This is a genomic window from Nitrospira sp. BLG_2 (genome assembly GCF_049222245.1).
Map to the genome: position 1 here is coordinate 1 of NZ_JBLYIG010000212.1, position 17,786 is coordinate 17,786.

At 53.2% G+C, this 17,786-nt stretch carries 20 protein-coding genes and 1 riboswitch; of the genes, 8 read left to right on the plus strand and 12 right to left on the minus strand.

From position 1 onward, the window contains the following. Positions 1 to 205: quinolinate synthase NadA (nadA, locus tag ACOSYY_RS05900; RefSeq protein WP_421661337.1), on the minus strand; the 205-nt coding region annotated here is incomplete at its 3' end. Positions 206 to 367: 162 nt separating this feature from the next. Further along, positions 368 to 469, plus strand: a riboswitch (TPP riboswitch). Between the two features lie 114 nt (positions 470 to 583). On the opposite strand from nadA, the gene thiC reads away from it, so the two are divergent. From thiC to ACOSYY_RS05930, 6 genes are all read left to right on the plus strand, one after another. After that, positions 584 to 2,488 (plus strand): phosphomethylpyrimidine synthase ThiC, encoded by a 1,905-nt coding sequence (thiC, locus tag ACOSYY_RS05905; protein WP_421661338.1) that lies wholly within the window; start codon positions 584 to 586, stop codon positions 2,486 to 2,488. Between the two features lie 9 nt (positions 2,489 to 2,497). Then, positions 2,498 to 3,298 (plus strand): sulfide-dependent adenosine diphosphate thiazole synthase, encoded by an 801-nt coding sequence (locus ACOSYY_RS05910; RefSeq protein WP_421661339.1) that lies wholly within the window; start codon positions 2,498 to 2,500, stop codon positions 3,296 to 3,298. A 154-nt stretch (positions 3,299 to 3,452) separates the two neighbouring features. Continuing rightward, on the plus strand, positions 3,453 to 3,968 hold the full coding sequence (locus ACOSYY_RS05915; RefSeq protein ID WP_421661340.1) for a tetratricopeptide repeat protein: 516 nt from the start codon (positions 3,453 to 3,455) through the stop codon (positions 3,966 to 3,968). An 83-nt stretch (positions 3,969 to 4,051) separates the two neighbouring features. Beyond that, on the plus strand, positions 4,052 to 4,486 hold the full coding sequence (locus tag ACOSYY_RS05920; protein WP_421661341.1) for a response regulator: 435 nt from the start codon (positions 4,052 to 4,054) through the stop codon (positions 4,484 to 4,486). Then, on the plus strand, positions 4,483 to 5,574 hold the full coding sequence (gene ygfZ, locus ACOSYY_RS05925) for a CAF17-like 4Fe-4S cluster assembly/insertion protein YgfZ (protein ID WP_421661342.1): 1,092 nt from the start codon (positions 4,483 to 4,485) through the stop codon (positions 5,572 to 5,574). Before ACOSYY_RS05920 ends, ygfZ begins: the two co-directional genes overlap by 4 nt. A gap of 21 nt (positions 5,575 to 5,595) precedes the next feature. Further along, the gene (locus ACOSYY_RS05930; protein ID WP_421661343.1) at positions 5,596 to 6,015 is read left to right on the plus strand and encodes a group II truncated hemoglobin; all 420 of its coding nucleotides are present in this window, start codon (positions 5,596 to 5,598) and stop codon (positions 6,013 to 6,015) included. Positions 6,016 to 6,590: 575 nt separating this feature from the next. On the opposite strand, the gene ACOSYY_RS05935 is transcribed toward ACOSYY_RS05930, so the two are convergent. The 6 genes from ACOSYY_RS05935 to ACOSYY_RS05960 all read right to left on the minus strand — a co-directional run bounded on the left by ACOSYY_RS05935 (position 6,591) and on the right by ACOSYY_RS05960 (position 11,844). Beyond that, positions 6,591 to 8,402 carry an ABC transporter ATP-binding protein gene (locus ACOSYY_RS05935; RefSeq protein ID WP_421661344.1) on the minus strand — a complete coding sequence of 604 codons (1,812 nt, stop codon included), beginning with the start codon at positions 8,400 to 8,402 and terminating at the stop codon, positions 6,591 to 6,593. A 54-nt stretch (positions 8,403 to 8,456) separates the two neighbouring features. Then, complete coding sequence (locus tag ACOSYY_RS05940; RefSeq protein WP_421661345.1) at positions 8,457 to 8,906, minus strand: lasso peptide biosynthesis B2 protein; 450 nt, start codon at positions 8,904 to 8,906, stop codon at positions 8,457 to 8,459. A 52-nt stretch (positions 8,907 to 8,958) separates the two neighbouring features. Beyond that, positions 8,959 to 10,194, minus strand: a complete 1,236-nt coding sequence (locus ACOSYY_RS05945; protein ID WP_421661346.1) for a nucleotidyltransferase domain-containing protein — start codon at positions 10,192 to 10,194, stop codon at positions 8,959 to 8,961. Continuing rightward, positions 10,191 to 11,228, minus strand: a complete 1,038-nt coding sequence (locus ACOSYY_RS05950; RefSeq protein ID WP_421661347.1) for a hypothetical protein — start codon at positions 11,226 to 11,228, stop codon at positions 10,191 to 10,193. The genes ACOSYY_RS05945 and ACOSYY_RS05950 overlap by 4 nt, the downstream gene beginning before the upstream one ends. A gap of 100 nt (positions 11,229 to 11,328) precedes the next feature. Continuing rightward, a complete protein-coding gene (locus ACOSYY_RS05955; protein WP_421661348.1) occupies positions 11,329 to 11,496 on the minus strand; it encodes a hypothetical protein in 168 nt (55 codons plus the stop codon). Between the two features lie 6 nt (positions 11,497 to 11,502). After that, the gene (locus tag ACOSYY_RS05960) at positions 11,503 to 11,844 is read right to left on the minus strand and encodes a PqqD family protein (protein WP_421661349.1); all 342 of its coding nucleotides are present in this window, start codon (positions 11,842 to 11,844) and stop codon (positions 11,503 to 11,505) included. A 600-nt stretch (positions 11,845 to 12,444) separates the two neighbouring features. On the opposite strand from ACOSYY_RS05960, the gene ACOSYY_RS05965 reads away from it, so the two are divergent. Further along, a complete protein-coding gene (locus ACOSYY_RS05965) occupies positions 12,445 to 13,335 on the plus strand; it encodes a class I SAM-dependent methyltransferase (protein WP_421661363.1) in 891 nt (296 codons plus the stop codon). A gap of 122 nt (positions 13,336 to 13,457) precedes the next feature. Here ACOSYY_RS05965 and ACOSYY_RS05970 read toward each other — a convergent pair whose 3' ends face one another. After that, on the minus strand, positions 13,458 to 13,940 hold the full coding sequence (locus ACOSYY_RS05970; RefSeq protein WP_421661350.1) for a hypothetical protein: 483 nt from the start codon (positions 13,938 to 13,940) through the stop codon (positions 13,458 to 13,460). 107 nt (positions 13,941 to 14,047) lie between these two features. Continuing rightward, positions 14,048 to 15,517 (minus strand): alkaline phosphatase D family protein, encoded by a 1,470-nt coding sequence (locus ACOSYY_RS05975; protein WP_421661351.1) that lies wholly within the window; start codon positions 15,515 to 15,517, stop codon positions 14,048 to 14,050. 108 nt (positions 15,518 to 15,625) lie between these two features. Between ACOSYY_RS05975 and ACOSYY_RS05980 the strand changes: the two genes are divergently transcribed. Beyond that, positions 15,626 to 15,862: a hypothetical protein gene (locus tag ACOSYY_RS05980; protein WP_421661352.1), complete on the plus strand. Its 237-nt coding sequence runs from the start codon at positions 15,626 to 15,628 to the stop codon at positions 15,860 to 15,862. 35 nt (positions 15,863 to 15,897) lie between these two features. Here ACOSYY_RS05980 and ACOSYY_RS05985 read toward each other — a convergent pair whose 3' ends face one another. The 3 genes from ACOSYY_RS05985 to ACOSYY_RS05995 all read right to left on the minus strand — a co-directional run bounded on the left by ACOSYY_RS05985 (position 15,898) and on the right by ACOSYY_RS05995 (position 17,654). Next, complete coding sequence (locus ACOSYY_RS05985; protein ID WP_421661353.1) at positions 15,898 to 16,152, minus strand: GNAT family N-acetyltransferase; 255 nt, start codon at positions 16,150 to 16,152, stop codon at positions 15,898 to 15,900. A 538-nt stretch (positions 16,153 to 16,690) separates the two neighbouring features. Further along, the gene (locus ACOSYY_RS05990) at positions 16,691 to 17,083 is read right to left on the minus strand and encodes a nuclear transport factor 2 family protein (RefSeq protein ID WP_421661354.1); all 393 of its coding nucleotides are present in this window, start codon (positions 17,081 to 17,083) and stop codon (positions 16,691 to 16,693) included. Between the two features lie 166 nt (positions 17,084 to 17,249). Continuing rightward, positions 17,250 to 17,654 carry a response regulator transcription factor gene (locus ACOSYY_RS05995; RefSeq protein ID WP_421661355.1) on the minus strand — a complete coding sequence of 135 codons (405 nt, stop codon included), beginning with the start codon at positions 17,652 to 17,654 and terminating at the stop codon, positions 17,250 to 17,252. Positions 17,655 to 17,786 lie beyond the last annotated feature (132 nt).

Consider the following 17,786-nt stretch of genomic DNA (forward strand, 5'->3'; position numbering starts at 1 on the left):
GTTCGGCGGCCAACTTCGCCAACAAAAGCGAGTCGCCGCGAAAATCGGCATGCTGGATGACTTCGTCTCGCTGGTAATTATGGCCCAGGATCATCACCCGTTCACCGAGCGCGCTCTTCGCTGCCGCTGTCCGGCGGTATAATTCCTCCGCCGACTGCGTCTGGTACTCGGTGATTGGCCTCGCTAATATCTCAGTAGCCGTCACAATACTCCTCCACTGTAAGGGAATTCATTCTACGATAGCCTCCCCTCACAATCAACGAATAGCCCTGCGAGGAAAAGCCCTAGTCGGTCGCACCAAAGGATAGTAGACGGAATGGGTCTAATAGCCGATTGACTTGGCTCCTCTCCGAGGAATACGATCGACACCAATAGCTAGGGGGGCCTTGAGGCTGAGAGTCCGACTATCGGACGACCCTCACAACCTGACCTGGGTAATACCAGCGTAGGGAAGCCGGACGACAGCGGATCTTGTGAGGGTTCAGCCGTGTTTCCTCCACTGGGGAAAGCGGCTTTTTTATTGCCAGAATGTCGCATCAAACCTTCACCTCTGCATATCGACCAACCATGAAAGGATCTCTTTATGAGCATCCCGACAAATGCAAATGGATCGGCTAACGGTAATGGGATCCCGACCTCTCCATTGACCACGACGCCCTTTCCGGCATCGGGTAAAGTCTATGTAAATGGGACGCTGCCTGGGGTCCGCGTCCCGATGCGAGAAATTAGCTTGACCCAGACTAAAGGAACGAATGGGGCGAGATCACACAATGCTCCTATTATCGTCTATGATACCTCGGGTCCTTATACTGATTCCGCTGTCACGATCGACGTCCGGAAGGGACTTACGCCATTGCGACGCTCCTGGGTGCTCAGCCGACAGGATGTTGAGGAGCTTCCGCAGGTAAGCTCCACTTACGGCCGCGTCCGTGCAGCCGATCCGAAGTTGGCCGAGCTTCGTTTTCAACACATCCGTGAACCCTTGCGGGCGAAGCCTGGCAGAAACGTAACTCAACTGCACTATGCGCGAAAAGGCATCGTCACACCGGAAATGGAATTTATCGCCATTCGTGAGAATCAATCGCGCCAAATCGAATCGGAGGCTGCATCCCAGAACGGCCATGGAGGTGGCGTGAAACAGCATCCGGGGTTTGCCTGGGGGGCCAACATTCCTCGGGTGATCACACCCGAGTTCGTGCGCGACGAAGTCGCCCGGGGCCGCGCGATCATCCCGTCGAACATCAACCATCCGGAAAGCGAGCCGATGATCATCGGCCGCAACTTTCTCGTGAAGATCAATTCCAACATCGGCAATTCCGCCGTCGCCTCCTCCATAGAAGAGGAAGTCGAGAAAATGATCTGGTCGACTCGCTGGGGCGCCGACACTGTGATGGACTTATCGACGGGCAAAAACATTCACGAAACGCGCGAGTGGATCATCCGCAATTCACCGGTGCCGATCGGAACGGTGCCGATTTATCAAGCACTCGAAAAAGTGAACGGCAAGGCGGAAGACCTGACGTGGGAGGTTTTTCGCGATACGCTGATCGAACAGGCGGAACAGGGCGTCGATTACTTCACGATTCACGCCGGCGTGCGCCTTGCCTATGTGCCGATGACCGCAAAGCGAATGACCGGCATTGTGTCGCGCGGCGGTTCGATCCATGCGAAATGGTGTCTCGCTCACCACCAAGAAAACTTCGCCTACACGCACTTCGAAGAAATCTGTGAAATCATGAAGGCCTACGATGTCGCTTTCAGTCTGGGCGACGGGCTCCGACCGGGATCGATCGCGGATGCCAATGACGAAGCGCAGTTCGCCGAGCTCGAGACATTAGGCGAGCTCACCAAGATCGCATGGCGGCATGATGTGCAGGTCATGATCGAAGGACCTGGCCATGTGCCCATGCACATGATCCAAGCCAACATGGAAAAGCAGCTCGAAGCCTGCCATGAGGCGCCGTTCTATACACTGGGACCGCTTACGACCGATATCGCCCCTGGGTACGACCACATCACATCGGGCATCGGCGCTGCCATGATCGGCTGGTACGGCTGCGCCATGCTATGCTACGTCACCCCCAAGGAGCATTTAGGCTTGCCGACTCGCGAGGACGTCAAGACGGGCGTCATCACCTATAAAATTGCGGCGCACGCGGCCGATCTGGCCAAAGGTCATCCCGGCGCTCAAACGAGGGACAATGCTTTGTCGAAAGCCCGCTTCGAGTTCCGTTGGGAAGATCAATTCAACCTCTCCCTTGATCCGGAAACGGCCCAGCAGTTTCATGACGAAACGCTCCCTGACAACGCCGCCAAGGTCTCGCATTTTTGTTCGATGTGCGGGCCACATTTTTGCTCCATGAAAATCACGCAAGACGTCCGAGATTACGCCGCGCAGCTCAAAGTCGATGAGCAACACGCGATTCAGATCGGCATGAAAGAGAAAGCAGAAGAGTTCAAGAAAACCGGTTCGGAAATTTACCGGTAGGAGCGCCCCATGGCTAAACCGAGACCTGCACCGTTACGAGAACGAGATATCACCCGGCAGATCGCCCGGGAATACTATAAAGAATTTGATCAGCTGATCGAAAACGACGTCATCATCGTCGGTGCGGGACCGTCAGGGCTGATTTGTGCCCGTGACTTGGCCGCGATGGGATTTCGCACACTCCTCATCGAGCAAAGCCTGGCTCTCGGCGGTGGATTTTGGTCCGGCGGGTATCTCATGAACAAGGCGACGATCTGCGATCCGGCGAATGAAATTCTCGAAGAGATCGGGGTGCCTTGCAAGAGGATCAAAGAGTGCGATGGAATGTATATGGTCGATCCACCGCACGCCACAGGGGCCCTGATAGCTGCCGCGTACAATGCCGGCGCCAAGATCATGAACCTGACACGAGTGGTCGATTTGATCCTGCGCAATGACGGCCTCCTGGAGGGAGTCGTCGTCAACAGCACCACCGTCGAAATGGCCGGTCATGATATCATCCACGTCGATCCCATCGCCCTTGAGAGCAAAATCGTAGTTGATGCCACCGGCCACGACGCAGTCCTGGTCGAGCTTCTTCACAAGCGGAACTTGTATAATAAAGTCCCGGGAAACGGCGCCATGTGGGTCGCGCGATCTGAAGAAGAGGTCATGAATCGTACCGGAGAAGTATATCCCCATTGCTTCGTCATCGGATTGGCTGTCGCCGCCGTCTATGGCACTCCAAGAATGGGCCCTGCCTTCGGCTCGATGCTGCTATCCGGACGATATGGAGCGGAATTGATTAGGAAGAGATTGAAACAGGAGTAACGAGAGACAGACGATACGTTGATAGCCTGCAGGTTGATCAAAAAGTCATCCCGCAAGGCCACAGGGGGCGCGGACCCGGAGGCGTACTTTTCAATACCTTGAGGAGTTCGCACGACCGAGAACGAAGCTGAAGGCCTTTTTCAGCTGACTGACCATGGATATTCAGGATTTTTTAATCCAAGGCGAAGGACGCGAGGAAGACAAGCGCCAGGCGTGGGATCTCTTTCAGCAGGCCTATGAACAACAGATGAAACGGGAACTGGAAGAGGCCGTCAACCTTTACAAGAAATCGCTTGCCACTCATCCCACGGCGGAAGCCTACACGTTCCTGGGGTGGACCTATAGTTGGATGGGACGGATTGACGAGGCAATCGAGGAATGTCACAAGGCCATCGAGCAGGATCCGGACTTCGGCAACCCGTACAATGATATCGGCGCCTATCTGATCGAGAAGGGGGAATTCGAAGAGGCCATCCCCTGGTTTCAGAAGGCGATACATGCCAAGCGTTACGAGAGTCCGGCCTATCCGCACCTCAACCTTGGTCGCGTGTACGAGCGAAAAGGAAACTGGACGGAGGCCATCGATTCGTATAAGAAAGCGCTGGCCCTGGACCCAAACTACGGATTGGCCAGAAAAGCACTCGGACGTTTGGTCAGTTCACTAAACTAGGAAGGGAAGTTTGATTTTTAGGGTAAGTTTAGTTCCCGAAACTAAAAACTGAAGACTCAAGGCTTCACACAAAATAATCGCACATGAACCAAGCCACGCAAACCAATCCAAAAATGGTGCTTGTCGCCATTACGGATCTTTTCTTCTACACCAAAGTCCGAGACGCATTACGCCAACCGGAATACCAGCTCGAAAAAGCACGTACACAACAGGATATCGTCGACAAGGCCCTTTCAGCTAACCCAGGGATGATCCTCTTCAATATGAACGACTTGACCCTTGACGCCTTTCAAGCATTGGAAAAACTGAAAACCGATCCGCGGTTAACGAACATTCCGACGCTGGCCTTTGCCAACCATGAAGAAGTCGATACCTGGAACCTGGCGAGAAAGCTTGGTGTGACGAAGATCGTCTCCCGCAATGAGTTTTCAGCCCGCACGAGGGAGTTGGTGGAAGAATTGCTCGCGTCAGGCGCTCGCCTCACATCTCACGGTTCATCTCTCACGGATTCTCAATGAAACGATCCCGGCTTCACGAGCAACATGCCCAGCTCGGAGCGACGTTCGAGGAAGTCACCGGCTGGGAAATACCGGCCCACTACGGCGATGTCACGGCCGAACATCGTGCCGTCCGCGAGGCAGTGGGAATAGCCGATCTCTCCCATCGTGGCAAGCTTCGGGTCACCGGCGAGGACCGTCTGAAGTGGTTGCAAAGCGTGATCAGCAACGACATCCTTCCTCTCCAACCAGGGCAAGGCCGCTATTCCAGCCTGTTGACTCACAAAGGCAAGATGCTCACGTACTTCCGCCTGTACGTGCAGACGGAAGCCGTCATGCTGGAAGATGTCGGCGAAATCGGGGAAACCACGTTTCAGGCCCTACGTAAATTCCTGCTCTACGGGACCAAAGCCAAGGTGGAAAACTGTGCAGAGAGCTGGGGGCTGCTGTTGATCAGCGGACCGAAGGCTACGCATGTGATCCAGTCCGCGTTCGGTGTGGACGTCACGGATTTAAAGCCAGTCGATTTTGTCACAGCACAGATAGGCGGACATCATGCCCTGGTATTACGCACAGAAGAAACGGGAGAGGTTGATATCGAGGTGCTGCTCCCTGCGGATAGTCTCCTGTCCGCCTGGACAAGTGCCCTACAGGCCGGCGATAAGTTCGGCATGAAAGCCATTGGAAGCCACGCGCGGGAAGTCTTGCGCATCGAAGCGGGCCTTCCGAAGGCCGGACCAGATTTGAACGAAGAGATTGTCCCGCCTGAAGCCAATCTTGAGGGAAAGGCTTTCAGTTTGAACAAAGGGTGCTATCCGGGACAAGAAGTCGTTGCACGCATGGACACCTACGGCAACGTGCGTCGCAAGTTGGTAGGGTTGGTCCTTTTAGATGCAGTCGTTCCGCCGCATAGGTCCAAACTATACAGCGGTGATCGCGAGGTGGGGTGGATCAGCAGCGCCGTCCGTTCTCCTCAGCTCAACAAGACCATTGCTTTCGGATTTCCTCTGCGCGATTTTAGTCAACCTGGGACGGAACTGGCCGTGGAAATCGAAGGCAGCAGACATCCAGCCACCGTTCAGACCATGCCCTTCTACGCCAAGCAATAACACCAGACCTCGCGAAGACATATGTCTGCTGATGAACAGAAAGACGGCATTCAAACCACTCCGTATCAGGAAGCGGGGGAACTTGCGGGAATAACGCGCTTGGTAGACGAATTCTACCTCAACATGGATTCCCTGCCGGAAGCCGAGATCATCAGAAACATGCATCCAGGGGATTTAACTGAATCGCGAAAAAAGCTGACTTATTTCTTATGCGGCTGGCTTGGAGGTCCCAAACTGTTTCAGCAGCACTATGGACCGATCAGTATCCCAAGTTTTCACACGCAGTTTCCCATCGGGTACGAAGAACGCGATGCCTGGCTGCTCTGCATGCAACGAGCCATCACCGTCCAACCGTACAGTGACCAATTCAAAGACTACCTCCTAGCCGCACTCCGCATTCCAGCGGAGCGTGTCAGAGAAGTGAACGCAGGAGAGTTTTAGTGCCCCCTACACCCCCATCCTCCTGCACAGGCTGATCGGTTTCCCGTCGGATTACCCCCTACGCACCTTTGGATACATCTCTGCATCCTTCAGGATACAGGGTCTCTATCTTCACGAGATCCGCTTGAAGAACCGTATCTCTTTAAAATAAGCACGATGAGCGAAAACTTCGACACACCCTTAATCAATCACCTGGCTTCTCCTTGCTGCGCCGATTCCCTCTCATGGGTCCGCCGCTCTACCTGGCTCTCAGGAGGCTTGCCTAAATTAAGGAGCTGTGCCACTCGTAATCCTGAATTATGTGGTTTATCTCAGCAGGCGGGGAAGTCATTACTGGTACGCGTCCAGATATGGGATCGCGGGAGGACATGATATGTTGATTTCCTACCGGAATCGCCAAAGGCGAATGGCAAGAGCCATTGAACCTTGGCGATACGATAAACACAACGGCGAAGATAGGCGCTGAGGCCTTTTCGCCTGACGGCAAGAAATTCCATGTAGCTGGGGACGCTGTTCAAAGCACGGATCTCCCCGCCGCTTCGTTGAAGTAAACAAGTCGATTCGTAAGATAGCAGCTACTGGTAATACTGGGCTTGGGTAACAAAAAGGCTGGTGTAGAGGCCCTGCTGCGCCATCAATTCATCATGCGTCCCTTGCTCTACGATTTGTCCTTCATTCACGACAAAGATTCTATCCGCCATTTTGACGGTGGACAGCCGATGGCTGATTAAGATCGCCGTACGACCCCGTGCAAGGTCATGAAACCGCTCGAACAGCTCTGCTTCTGCCTTGGCATCCATCGCGCTGGTGGGCTCATCTAGAACAAGGATTTGTGAGTCTCGAAGAATGGCTCTGGCAAGTGCTACTTTCTGCCATTCACCGATACTCAGTTCATGACCACCCTCAAACAGCTTACCCAGCAATGATTCGTACCCATTCGACAAGCGCTCGATCGTCTCATGAACTCCGGCTTGCCTTGCCGCCTGGGCGATGGCGGACTGTTCAGCGCCAGAGGCCTTTACACCCAAAGCAATATTGTCTTTTGCCGATAGCTGAAACTTCACAAAGTCCTGAAAAATCCCGCTGACGGCGCTACGCACATCAACAATGGCGTAGTCACGAAGATCTGTCCCATCGATCGTGATGCGCCCCCCGGAGGGATCGTAGAGACGGCACAGAAGCTTCACCAACGTTGTCTTCCCAGCGCCATTGGCTCCGACAAATGCGACATGCTCGCCCGCTTTGATCGAAAAGGTGAGATTCCTGATGGCCACCCGTTCTTCATGTGGATATTGGAATGACACATGATCGAACACAATCCCCTGTCCCATTGGGCAAGGAAACGTTTTGGGACGCACTGGTGTGGGCAAACGCGATTGGATCCCCAAGAATTCATCCAAGGTAGTAAGGAACAGATTGCTTTCGTAGAGTTCCGCCACGCTCCGCCCGACACTCTCTAAGAATCCCGACGCTCTCTGCACAGCCTGAAAACAAATGACAAGGTCGCCCACAGTGTATTGTCCATGAAGGGTTCGCATTACGACAAAGCTGTAGACCCCGAATATGCCTGTGATTCCGATCAGTTGCGCCACAGACGCCGAGAGCGCCCAGCGCCGTTCCAACGCGATTCGTTCTCGACAGAGCGTCGAGCGCGCATCTAGGAACCATTGCCTGAGCCGAGGGCCCAAGTCGAACAACCTGACTTCTTTCGCGGCAATGGCTTGTGTCAGAAGCATATGGACGTACCAAGCCTTCCGCTCAAGCGGCGTCCGCTCGCGTTCCCAAACAAATAACCGGTTGGATTGCTGTAAGCGGACGGCAAAATAAGGGATCGCCGCCAGTATCAGGATTGGAATCACGCCCCAATGCAGCCACCAGAGAACCGCCCCCATGGCGATCAATGAAATGGTGCTCTGACCAAACTGAAGCAAGGCATTGAGAATAGCCGTCGGACGATAAGGAGCCTCTTGCTGTGCGCGGTGCAGCGTATCTTGATAGTGCGGATTCTCATAATACTCAAGATCGACTTCTACGGATTTGGCTTGAAGGAGCGCATACATGTGGTCGGTGACGATTTGAGCCTGAATTCTGGAAATCAAATCCCCTACGGTGGTCAACATGGCCGTAACCGCCGCGACACCGGCTATGCCTCCAAGGATTGTGAGTATGCGCGTCAACGACGAGTCGTCCATTGGGGTCTTCAGCACTTCGATCACGGTATCGATCAACAGCTTCGTAAGGTATAACACCATCAGCGGAAGGAGCCCCTGGACCACGCGCACCACGATACTGGCGACAGCTAGACTCCGATTACTTCCGCAAACGAGCGAGAGCGCACGGCGGACCGTCGCAAGAAAGGAGCCTATGTGCTTCTTGCTGGCTTTCATAAGCAATCGCCTCATCGTGTGACCACACTCGCCAGGTCTTGAAGCCCTTCGCATTTACTGATGGCTGGCTTGGACTTGATTCAGGCCGGGTGTCTGCCCGCAAGGATAGGAAAACGTGACGGTGAAAGACTGCCACTGCTTGCCTGGCTCGTAAAATACCTGGGAGTTCAATGTGAGCCATGCGTGGCCATCGAGACGCGACGCTTCCTTTCGCACTCCACAATGAAAACAAACCGGATATCCTAATTGCCGAGCGAACCAATAAAGCGTCAATGATCGGGGAAAACAATTTCCTTTTTTATTATAGGGAAACAGCCGGAGCCAACGATCCACATAGCCGACTAGGCTTCTCATCACGGTGTCATCGCATTCCCTCGTCGCTGAAAGAGTGTTCAGTTGTTCGAGCACCAGCGGCAAACTCTTGAATCGCAGTGAGAGACGAATCCATAGTACGACCAAACCGACGTGGAGTACGGTCCAATACTTTTCCAATCGTGCAGTCATGATACGTTCATTGTCGCAAAGCTCAATGCGATCAACGTCTATCCAAGGATATTTAGCCAACGTGTGGAACCCAGCGATTGACAGCACTGCGGATTGCGGGTGAAAGCAGGAACTTCAATACTCGATGCGCTGGAATAATGATGTTCGCGAGGCGCCGCAGCGAAGTGCGCCATCGAAACCACGGTGGGGGAGTTGTGGCGAGATGGCTATGGGCTCGACAGAGCATCAGACCAAAACACCAACGCTCCCACCATGAATCTTTCAGAGCGAAGTAGAGAACTGTAGCCTGCTCCTCGCTTATTCCATCTTGGCTGTTTGCCAGTAAGCTAGCCGGCATACGACGCGACAGAGATTGTACATCTGAATCTTCCTTGAGTCGCTCCAGTACTATTTGAGGGAGAGGAGCATCCAGTAGGCGATGAGCGAGAAACAAGCCCATGGAGAGCATGCGTCGACAGCGCCAATCCGAGGCACTCGCAAAACATTGCTTCCAATCCAGAACAGGATGCGCGTGAAGTAATTCAGCTACGTCACACACCCATTTGAGATGTTCCCACGCATGCTTCGACCCGTGCACGCACAGGACAATTAAGAGATCTTCTGGTGCCAAGCCTTCAATTGTGTGGTTCTCAAAAGCCACAGGTATCCTTCGCCGCCAGACTTCAGAACGATCTAACCGGAATGCAAAGTGTCGATCTGCCATCACCCACTGCAGATCAACTCGAGAGAGCCCACGCTTCTTGATATACACATGATGTGGGCCTTCTTCCTGGTTCCTTTCACTAGGCTCTTCCGCAGAGGTTTTCCTCTCATAGCCATGAACCAATAAGATATTCTGTGCTTCCACAATGGAGGCTTCAGGGATAAGAAGGTCAAGATCGGTAAAATCGCGAAGGGACAGATCACCGTACGCCAACACTGCTAAAGTTGCTCCCTTGATGGGGATGACGGGAACTCCACCTGCGGTAAACGCTTTACATAAGACAACAAGTTCTTGGGCAAGCGATTGGTTGAGCAACGCACTCGCCTGGGTCAGTTGGCGTAGCCGAATCAATGCTTCTGTAGGCACGAAATCTGATGCGATAGTGGATAGATTTCTATATAGCAGCGGGACGACGCCATGACTCCGCGCCATATTAAGAAGAACGGGCCAGTCAAGCGATTCCTGCGCTCGCTGCCGGATACAGGCTTTGAGCTTATTGGGTACGACCGTGCGAGCGCACCAAACCAGAAGTTCCGATTCCGGCAGCAACGGAACTGCCTCAGTGGCATGGCATATTTTTATCATGTTGTTTGCTCAAGAAGTGGAGTGATTAGTCTCGGAAGATCAAGGATGTCACGGCCAAAGTGCAGGCGATAACAATCCACCTGTTGGACTATTTTGGTTAAGACGTGAAATTCTCGCCTTGCTACGTCAGCGTCATAAACCAGCAATGCCTGTGGCAGGAGCATTTCCAATGCTCGACTCTTGGGAAGACGTTCAAGATGGCTATGTGAGGCGTCGATCACATGTGGAAACAATACGAGACCGGGACGACAATGCTGACCCATCGATGTTGGATAGAGCTCTTCCGCATAGAAGGCTCGCTTGGGGAAGCCGGGACGAAGTATGTGATCCGGCGCACTTCTGAGTTCAGGAAAAAACGCGATCGTCTCTTCGGTTACATTGATCTTGATCGGAAAGGGCAAAATATCGACATGTGTTCCAGCGTCTCTGAGCAATGGATGATCATCGGAAAGATAGCGATAGCCTGATCGAAGCAGCGAGATAAACGATGTCGTCTTACCGCGGCCGCTATTTCCAGGAATCAAGACGGCCCGGCCATGCTTTTCCAATGCGGTTGCATGAATAGTATAGAGTCCTTCGCGTCGCAACAGTTCGATCAAGGCCAGATGAAACAAATACTCGATCAAACCCTCCGGCATAATCTCGGGCTTGATCAAATAGCCGTCGGCTTTATGTTGCTTGCCGTCTATCACCAGAACTCCGACGTGGGGAAAGTCCGCTATTAAACGCCCGCTGTCATGAAATACCTCATACGGCAAACCTGTCTCACGGCGATCTCCAGACTCTGCGCCCGTTCCTGAAGATAGTCGATGTGCTGACGACGACTTGATCAGTGGAATATCAGCTCGGTTCTGGACAGCATGAAACCACAAGGTGAGGGAGGCGGATTCATCGAGCGAGTCTCGCCGAAAGTGTTTCAGCAATTCATTTCCTGGCGCGGCAAGGAATGGAGATGTCGTGACATATCGCACCGATGTACCGTAAAGAGAGAAGATATATTCGGTTATGGGCTGGTTGACTGCACAACTCGTCATGCTTCTCCTCGAATCGATAATCTCCATTCACGACTCGACATGGGTTGGGAGGTAGACTGGCTGCTTCTCACGAAACAGCCAGCTCCCGGCCTATCAAATTTTAGTGACGGCCCCAATTGCCCCAGTTACCCCAATTGCCCCAGTTACCATATCCATGCCCATGGCCTTTGCCATTGCCGTAGCCCGAACGGGTTGCGGTGATATCCCGCAATAGTTCGTGCTTGACAAGAGTCGGCTGGACATATGACTCTTTCTGTTGTGCCTTCATGCTGTTTCACCTCCTTTCCTGTTGAAGTAGCCCTTCCTGAATCAACTGGTTGACCAAGGTGACGAGTTCGTCGAGGGCCCGTTCGGGAGCGACCTCAAAACGGTCACAGAGGACCGCATGGATGTCGCTGATTGTATTGTGACCAGTACACTGCTCCCAAATAACGCCTCCTAACCGGTTCAAGGTATAGTACCGGCCGGTACTCAGATCCAAGAGCACTGTCTCGCCATCCATATTGGTGCTTTCGACATTAAGACTGGGCCGGAGAGCGATGTGATCAAGTATCGTATGATCGACGGAACAATCTGGCGCGATATGGAGTTCAGACACACGTGAAGCGTCAGACATAGGGTTCCTCCGTAAAGCTGTGGTTCAAACTGCTCGATACCTTGCGTTACCAGGTGTTTTTTCTGTGTATCATGAGAGGATTTTCTTGGTAATTCTGCTTTCGAGGGAATAGGGAGGATACAAGTAGGGTAGAGGAATGCTTCAAGTCAGTGGAGTTCCACGCTCTTGCAAGAGGAAGGCACTTTTACAATCGTATCTGGGGCTATGAAGTATGAAAATCCCCAAGACCGCTGGTCGGGGCCGAGATAGAGACAGGCACTACCCTCCACCACATCTGTCCCTGTGAGAAATGGAATGATGCAGGTTAATGGTTCACCAGAAATCCAGTTCCAAACTGCTTAGTAGTTGGTCCCAAACAAAGAAGCATATACCGAGGTTCCTTTTGAAGTCTCAAGCGGAGAACCCCGGTCCTAAAATTGCACCCATCTTCACATCAGTTACACAACTCTACGAAATTGGGAATTTCATGACTTCGTGTGCAGGCTATTGCCTGCGATATGTACTCACATAAATACACCGTCAATTAGATATAGATGGGCCTTGAGGCTTCCCATGGGCAAGGCCTCAATGGGACCATTACCAAGGAGGAACACCGTGAATATGATTGATGTGGAAATTAAAAAAGGAGAGCGTTTTGAATTTGGCAAAAACTGGCAGAGCTTCTTGCTTACCTTAACGGATGAAAGAATTGCAATCGCCGAGGATTCAATAAAAGATATGTTGAGAATTGATGATCTGAACAACAAATATCTCTTAGATATCGGCTCCGGAAGTGGCTTGTTTTCATTGGCCGCTCGCAACCTTGGTGCCCGGATTCATTCATTCGACTATGATCCCGCCTCCGTCGCCTGTGCTCAAGAACTCCGCGCCCGGTACTTTCCTAACGATCCCAATTGGACTATCGAGGAAGGTTCCATTTTAGATAACAACTTCCTCAAGTCACTAAAGCGCTTCGATATCGTTTATTCATGGGGTGTTCTTCATCATACGGGGAACATGTGGACTGCTATCGAGAACGCGGCCTCGTTAGTCAAGGACAACGGCGTGCTATGCATCGCGGTATACAATGACCAAGGACGACGATCACGGCTTTGGAAAATGGTCAAGCGGATGTATTGTTCAGGTTTGCTGGGGAAAACCCTCATTTCGTGTGTCTTCGTTCCGGTTTTCTTTATGCGCACCCTACGGGTCTGTGCTGTACGAAGGGAAAACATTTTTGTCGGGTATAAGAAGCGACGGGGCATGTCCATCACACACGATTGGTTTGATTGGCTAGGAGGCTTGCCGTTTGAAGTTGCCACGGTTGAAAGAGTGTTTCATTTCCTTCGAGAGAGAGGCTTTCGGCTTAGCAACATTAAGACCACCAATAGTCTCGGTAATAATCAATATGTCTTTATTAGAGAGCGTGATCAAGTTGCCGCGGTCCATCGGCTGCCAGCCAAGCAGATAGTCACCACCGGCGGCCTGAAGCATCGTATACAACAAATGTGAACATCACGGGTAGTCGATTGGGAATGAGTGAGCAGAGAGATGTAAGCATGTGAGCTGATGCCTAAATCATATGTCCTTTTTGAGCCTCCATCGTGACATATGCCTTCTTGGTGTTCAAATGCTCACCGTTCCGGATTGCGTGCCGCGGTGACCGCCGAGGCAAACTTCAGCAGACTCGCCCGTTCATTGTCGTCAAGCGCCAACAGCAAATGTGTTTCCTCACCGTGCATCAAGCGAAGGCTTAAGAACGGCTCTTCCCGACGCTTCTCTCGGTTGTCCCACATCGCGTCGATCAGCTGCACCTTGTCCAGTTGACCGACCGACACAACGTCGTACCTGAAATAGGAATCACCAATGACGATGTCGAAGACCACATTGCCTGCGGTCAACAGCACAAAATTGAACCGGCCTTGATCTTCGTACCCTTCGGGTAAAAACTTATTGACGTGACAGAATGCGACTTTTCGGTCGCCCAATGCCTTGCGAAATTTCTCTCTCAATGCGTCATAATCGATTTGCAGAGCCTTTTCATCCGGCCCGGTCGCCGCTACGGCCGCCGCTTCCGCTTTCGAGAAAACATCTTCGGCGGACATCAATCCTGACATGGCATATGCTCCTTGCTATCGTTGAAGTGACTTAACAAATGACCTCGGGAGCCGTACGGTAACCGGCCATCTGCCGCAATTGCAAGGGGCTTGGACGGAAAGATTGCCTACGGCCTAGCCGGCACAACGTGAGAAAATCGCTTGGTACCCGCCTCATCCACCACCGTCACTTCGAACACATCCTTCGTGACACGGACCAGGCCAAAGTTCTGATACCCCGACTCATTCACCAGTCGCAAGGGATGCAGTTCATCGCTGGCAGCGGTAAGCCTTCCCGGTCTGGCCGAGAGAGGACCTACCATATACTCATGAAAATCGATGACCCCGTCTTGATTAGGATCATAGGCGTTGGCTTGGACCCAATGCACATCTCCGGCAAGAAACACAACGTTCTTGATCTTTTGCCCGAGAATGGCATCGACAATCACCTGCCGCTCCCTGCCAAAACCGGTGCCGGTCGGCTCACTTCCCCACCCATCGTTCCCCAGTCCAACTTTCTCGACCGACAGTGGAACGGACGTGGCGATGACTTTCCAGGTTGCCGTAGAGGCGCGGAGTCCATCGAGCAGCCATTTCAATTGCGCGTCCCCCAGCATCGTTTTGAATGGGCCATCTCTGTCCTCGTTCCGGCTGCGATACTGCCTTGTATCCAGTATGAACAGTTCGAGATCGGCCCCGTATCGAACGCTCCGATACATGCGATGTGGATCCTCCTCCGGAGAAGCGATCGGCCAGTATTCGCGTAATGCCTGCCGGCCTGCCGGCATCTGTTCGTCATACGGACCGGCAAAATCGTTTCTCACTTCATGGTCATCCCAGATCACATACACCGGCACCGTCCTCAAAAATCGCTGGAGTGCCTCGGCACCGCGCTGATAGCGGTGCCGCACTCGATAGGTCTGCAACGTGGTCGCTTTGAAATCGGCACCCGGCTCGTTGGGCGGAGAGGGACAAATATCGTCGCTATAAATCGTATCGCCGAGAAACAGAAAGAAGTCGGGATGTTGTCGACGGATGATGTCGAAGATCGGATAGCCGCCGGCGCCTTGACGACATCGCTTCTGGCCACCGAGATCTCCGCTCCAGGCAAACGTCACCATGGCGTGGGTCTTATCGTCCGGCAAGGTAGTGAATTCGCCCACGGCCGCAAGAGTCGTAGAGAGCTGTCTGACGGACTGGTCGGCAGAACCGATCAAGACATGATATCGATAGCGTGTTGCTGGGATCAAATCTTCTAGTGGAATAATCAGGGTATAATCCGTCTCCGCGGTCGTCGTGACGGATGCCGTTCTCGACACCGGAGCCATTACCGAGGCAAGCTTCGAGGCCCGTTCCCATCGTGAGACCGTTGCCCACTCGATCTGAACCGAAGCAGGCCCGTCCGTGCGCAGCCAAACCAACGCCCTTTGCGCGCTGATATCGCCGACTGCAACACCTTGAGGCAGGAATTCCGAACCCACGAAAGGCTTGGCATCAGACGAACTACCGGATCGAACGCTCTCACCTGGCAAGGCCGCACACCCGATCATCAGAGAGACTAGGGCCAAACAGCCAGCAAATCGAAAGACCACGCGCATCGAGCACTCCTACCCTATGCTGGTGAAGAGGTCAAGCAACACGGGTTATCGGCTTGAAAATCGGTACAGCCGACCGGCATACTGAGCACGGTCATAGGAGGACCGAACATGTTGGATAGTCACTGCTGTGTGCCAGATTGCCTAGAAGGACCCTATGCTCCGGCCGGTACGCGTTCCATTTGCAAAGATCATTTCATCAGTTTTCTCACATGGCGCCGTCGCCGCGGCACTCAAATGTTCCACGCCTATGCCGGCATGACGATGGAGGAACGAGACACCATTGCCGCCGAATGGATGAAAACCATCCGTACGGATGACGTGCCTGCTGCTGCACCGAAGCTTTAATTCCCACCACTCTCCTCTAGCGAGAAGCCGTACTGCTAGAAATCGTCCAGCTGCCACCCTAACGATTCATAAAGCCTTTGTGCTGGACCATTGGCGGTCGCAATCGCCAATTCCAAACGAACCGCTCCGGTGGCACGAGCCGTTTCAATCGCTAGCTTGAGCAACAGAGTTCCCGCCCCTCGCCGTCTGACTGCAGGTATGACAAACAAGTCGCTGAGCACATATATCGGAGCGGTGAGAATTGAAGAAAAGGATGGATACAGTTGTGCGAATCGCCGCTCCACCGCCATTGTCAGCGATCAGCATAACCGATCATTCCGTGTAAAACGATCGGTCAAGAATCGCCTGGCGACAATGACATCCGACTGCTGCTCGTAAAACTGGCGGTAGGCATCAAAGAGTGGAACGAGTTGATCAAGATCGTCAAGTGTTTGCTCGACGGACCGAATGAGGAATGCCTTGAAGACCAGGTATCACATCATTGTGCTGATATTCTATTCAAAGCTATTTGAATCCCTTCAGAAAGCGGACTTCCTTTGTCATACCGCACTAGACCTGGTGGTCTCCAAACTGCGCGCAGCTTTTCGACCCACCCCCAAGCCACTGACACGCCAAGACGTGCCATTAGCCCGCTGAGGGTCTTCCGAGACCGCGCGTTGGGCGAGCATTGTTAATCCCTTGCCCTCTCATAAGGCGGGGTGTTGTGTAGTTTTCTCCTGCGCGCATTGAGCGAGCACCGCCCGCTTTTTTCTCTGATCAACACTTGCCCTGCCGCCTCACCATCTCGGCGGCGTGAACAAACGTGAGGCTCGTTATTCCTCGCCTCGTTCACCCCATAACCGGAGAGCCGTGGTGATGGATCAGCAGCCACTCATCGCCGATGAGTTCGAACAGGTTGGTCGCGAGGACCTTGGCTTGTTGCGGTTCGTCGGACTGTTGGGTGGTGAGATTCTCGACACAAATGATCCAGGCCATATCGCCTGCGACTTGGACCATCACATCGGTGAGCTCGAACTTCATCGAGAAGGTGTTATTGAAGATCAGCACCCAGGAATCGCGGACGGCGGGCCATCCGGAACGAATCGTCCAGCCCGGGTGTATGCAGGTAACGTATTCTTGATGGGCCCAGATCTCGTCCATCTTGGCGATGTCGAGACTCTCAAAGGCATCGTAGAATTTCTGGTTGGCTTTCGTGACGGCGTCGATACGCTGTTTCAACACGGTCGCGCCTCTCAGTCAGTGGAGGAGTATCATACTGCAAGAGAGTTGAGCGCTGCGAGGACATTTCTCTGGCACGGACCCGTCCTACGGCTTTGCCATATCGGAAAGTAACAGATCGTCGAGGAATAGGTAGCAGATCGCGAGATCAAGCTGTTCACGACTATGCCTAAGAATTGCGATCCGTCTGCCTCCGCTGTTGAGGAAAGAGTCGAGCCACGGTGGGGAGCAAATCGCTATACAGCGAGTCCTTCTTGAGAAACGCGTCGGCTTTCGAATCACCATCCTCACCCATTTCTCGCCTGTCGAAAAATGAAATCAGGATCACCATCGGTCGGTGAGCACCTTCTTTGATGCTCGCCGTCGCCTCATATCCGTTCATGAGCGGCATCGCCACATCCATCACCACAAGGTCCGGGCGAAGCACGCTCACCTCCTTGACGGCTTCGAGCCCCGTATAGGCTTTCCCCACGATCTCAAAGCCAGGGTGCCTGACGAGCCACTTTTCCAACCGCCCGAGAAACTCGGGGCTATCGTCGACAAGGAGCGTGCGCAGCGGCAACGTGCGTTTCATCAGTGCTCTTTCTCCTCGGGTGATGGATAACGCGCGCCTTGGTACTGACGTACAACCTGCCAGAAGCTTAGCCAGAGGCGTATCGGGGAAACCCTGAAAGAAGAGCGGAAAGTCCCCCGAGGGAAGTGCGAT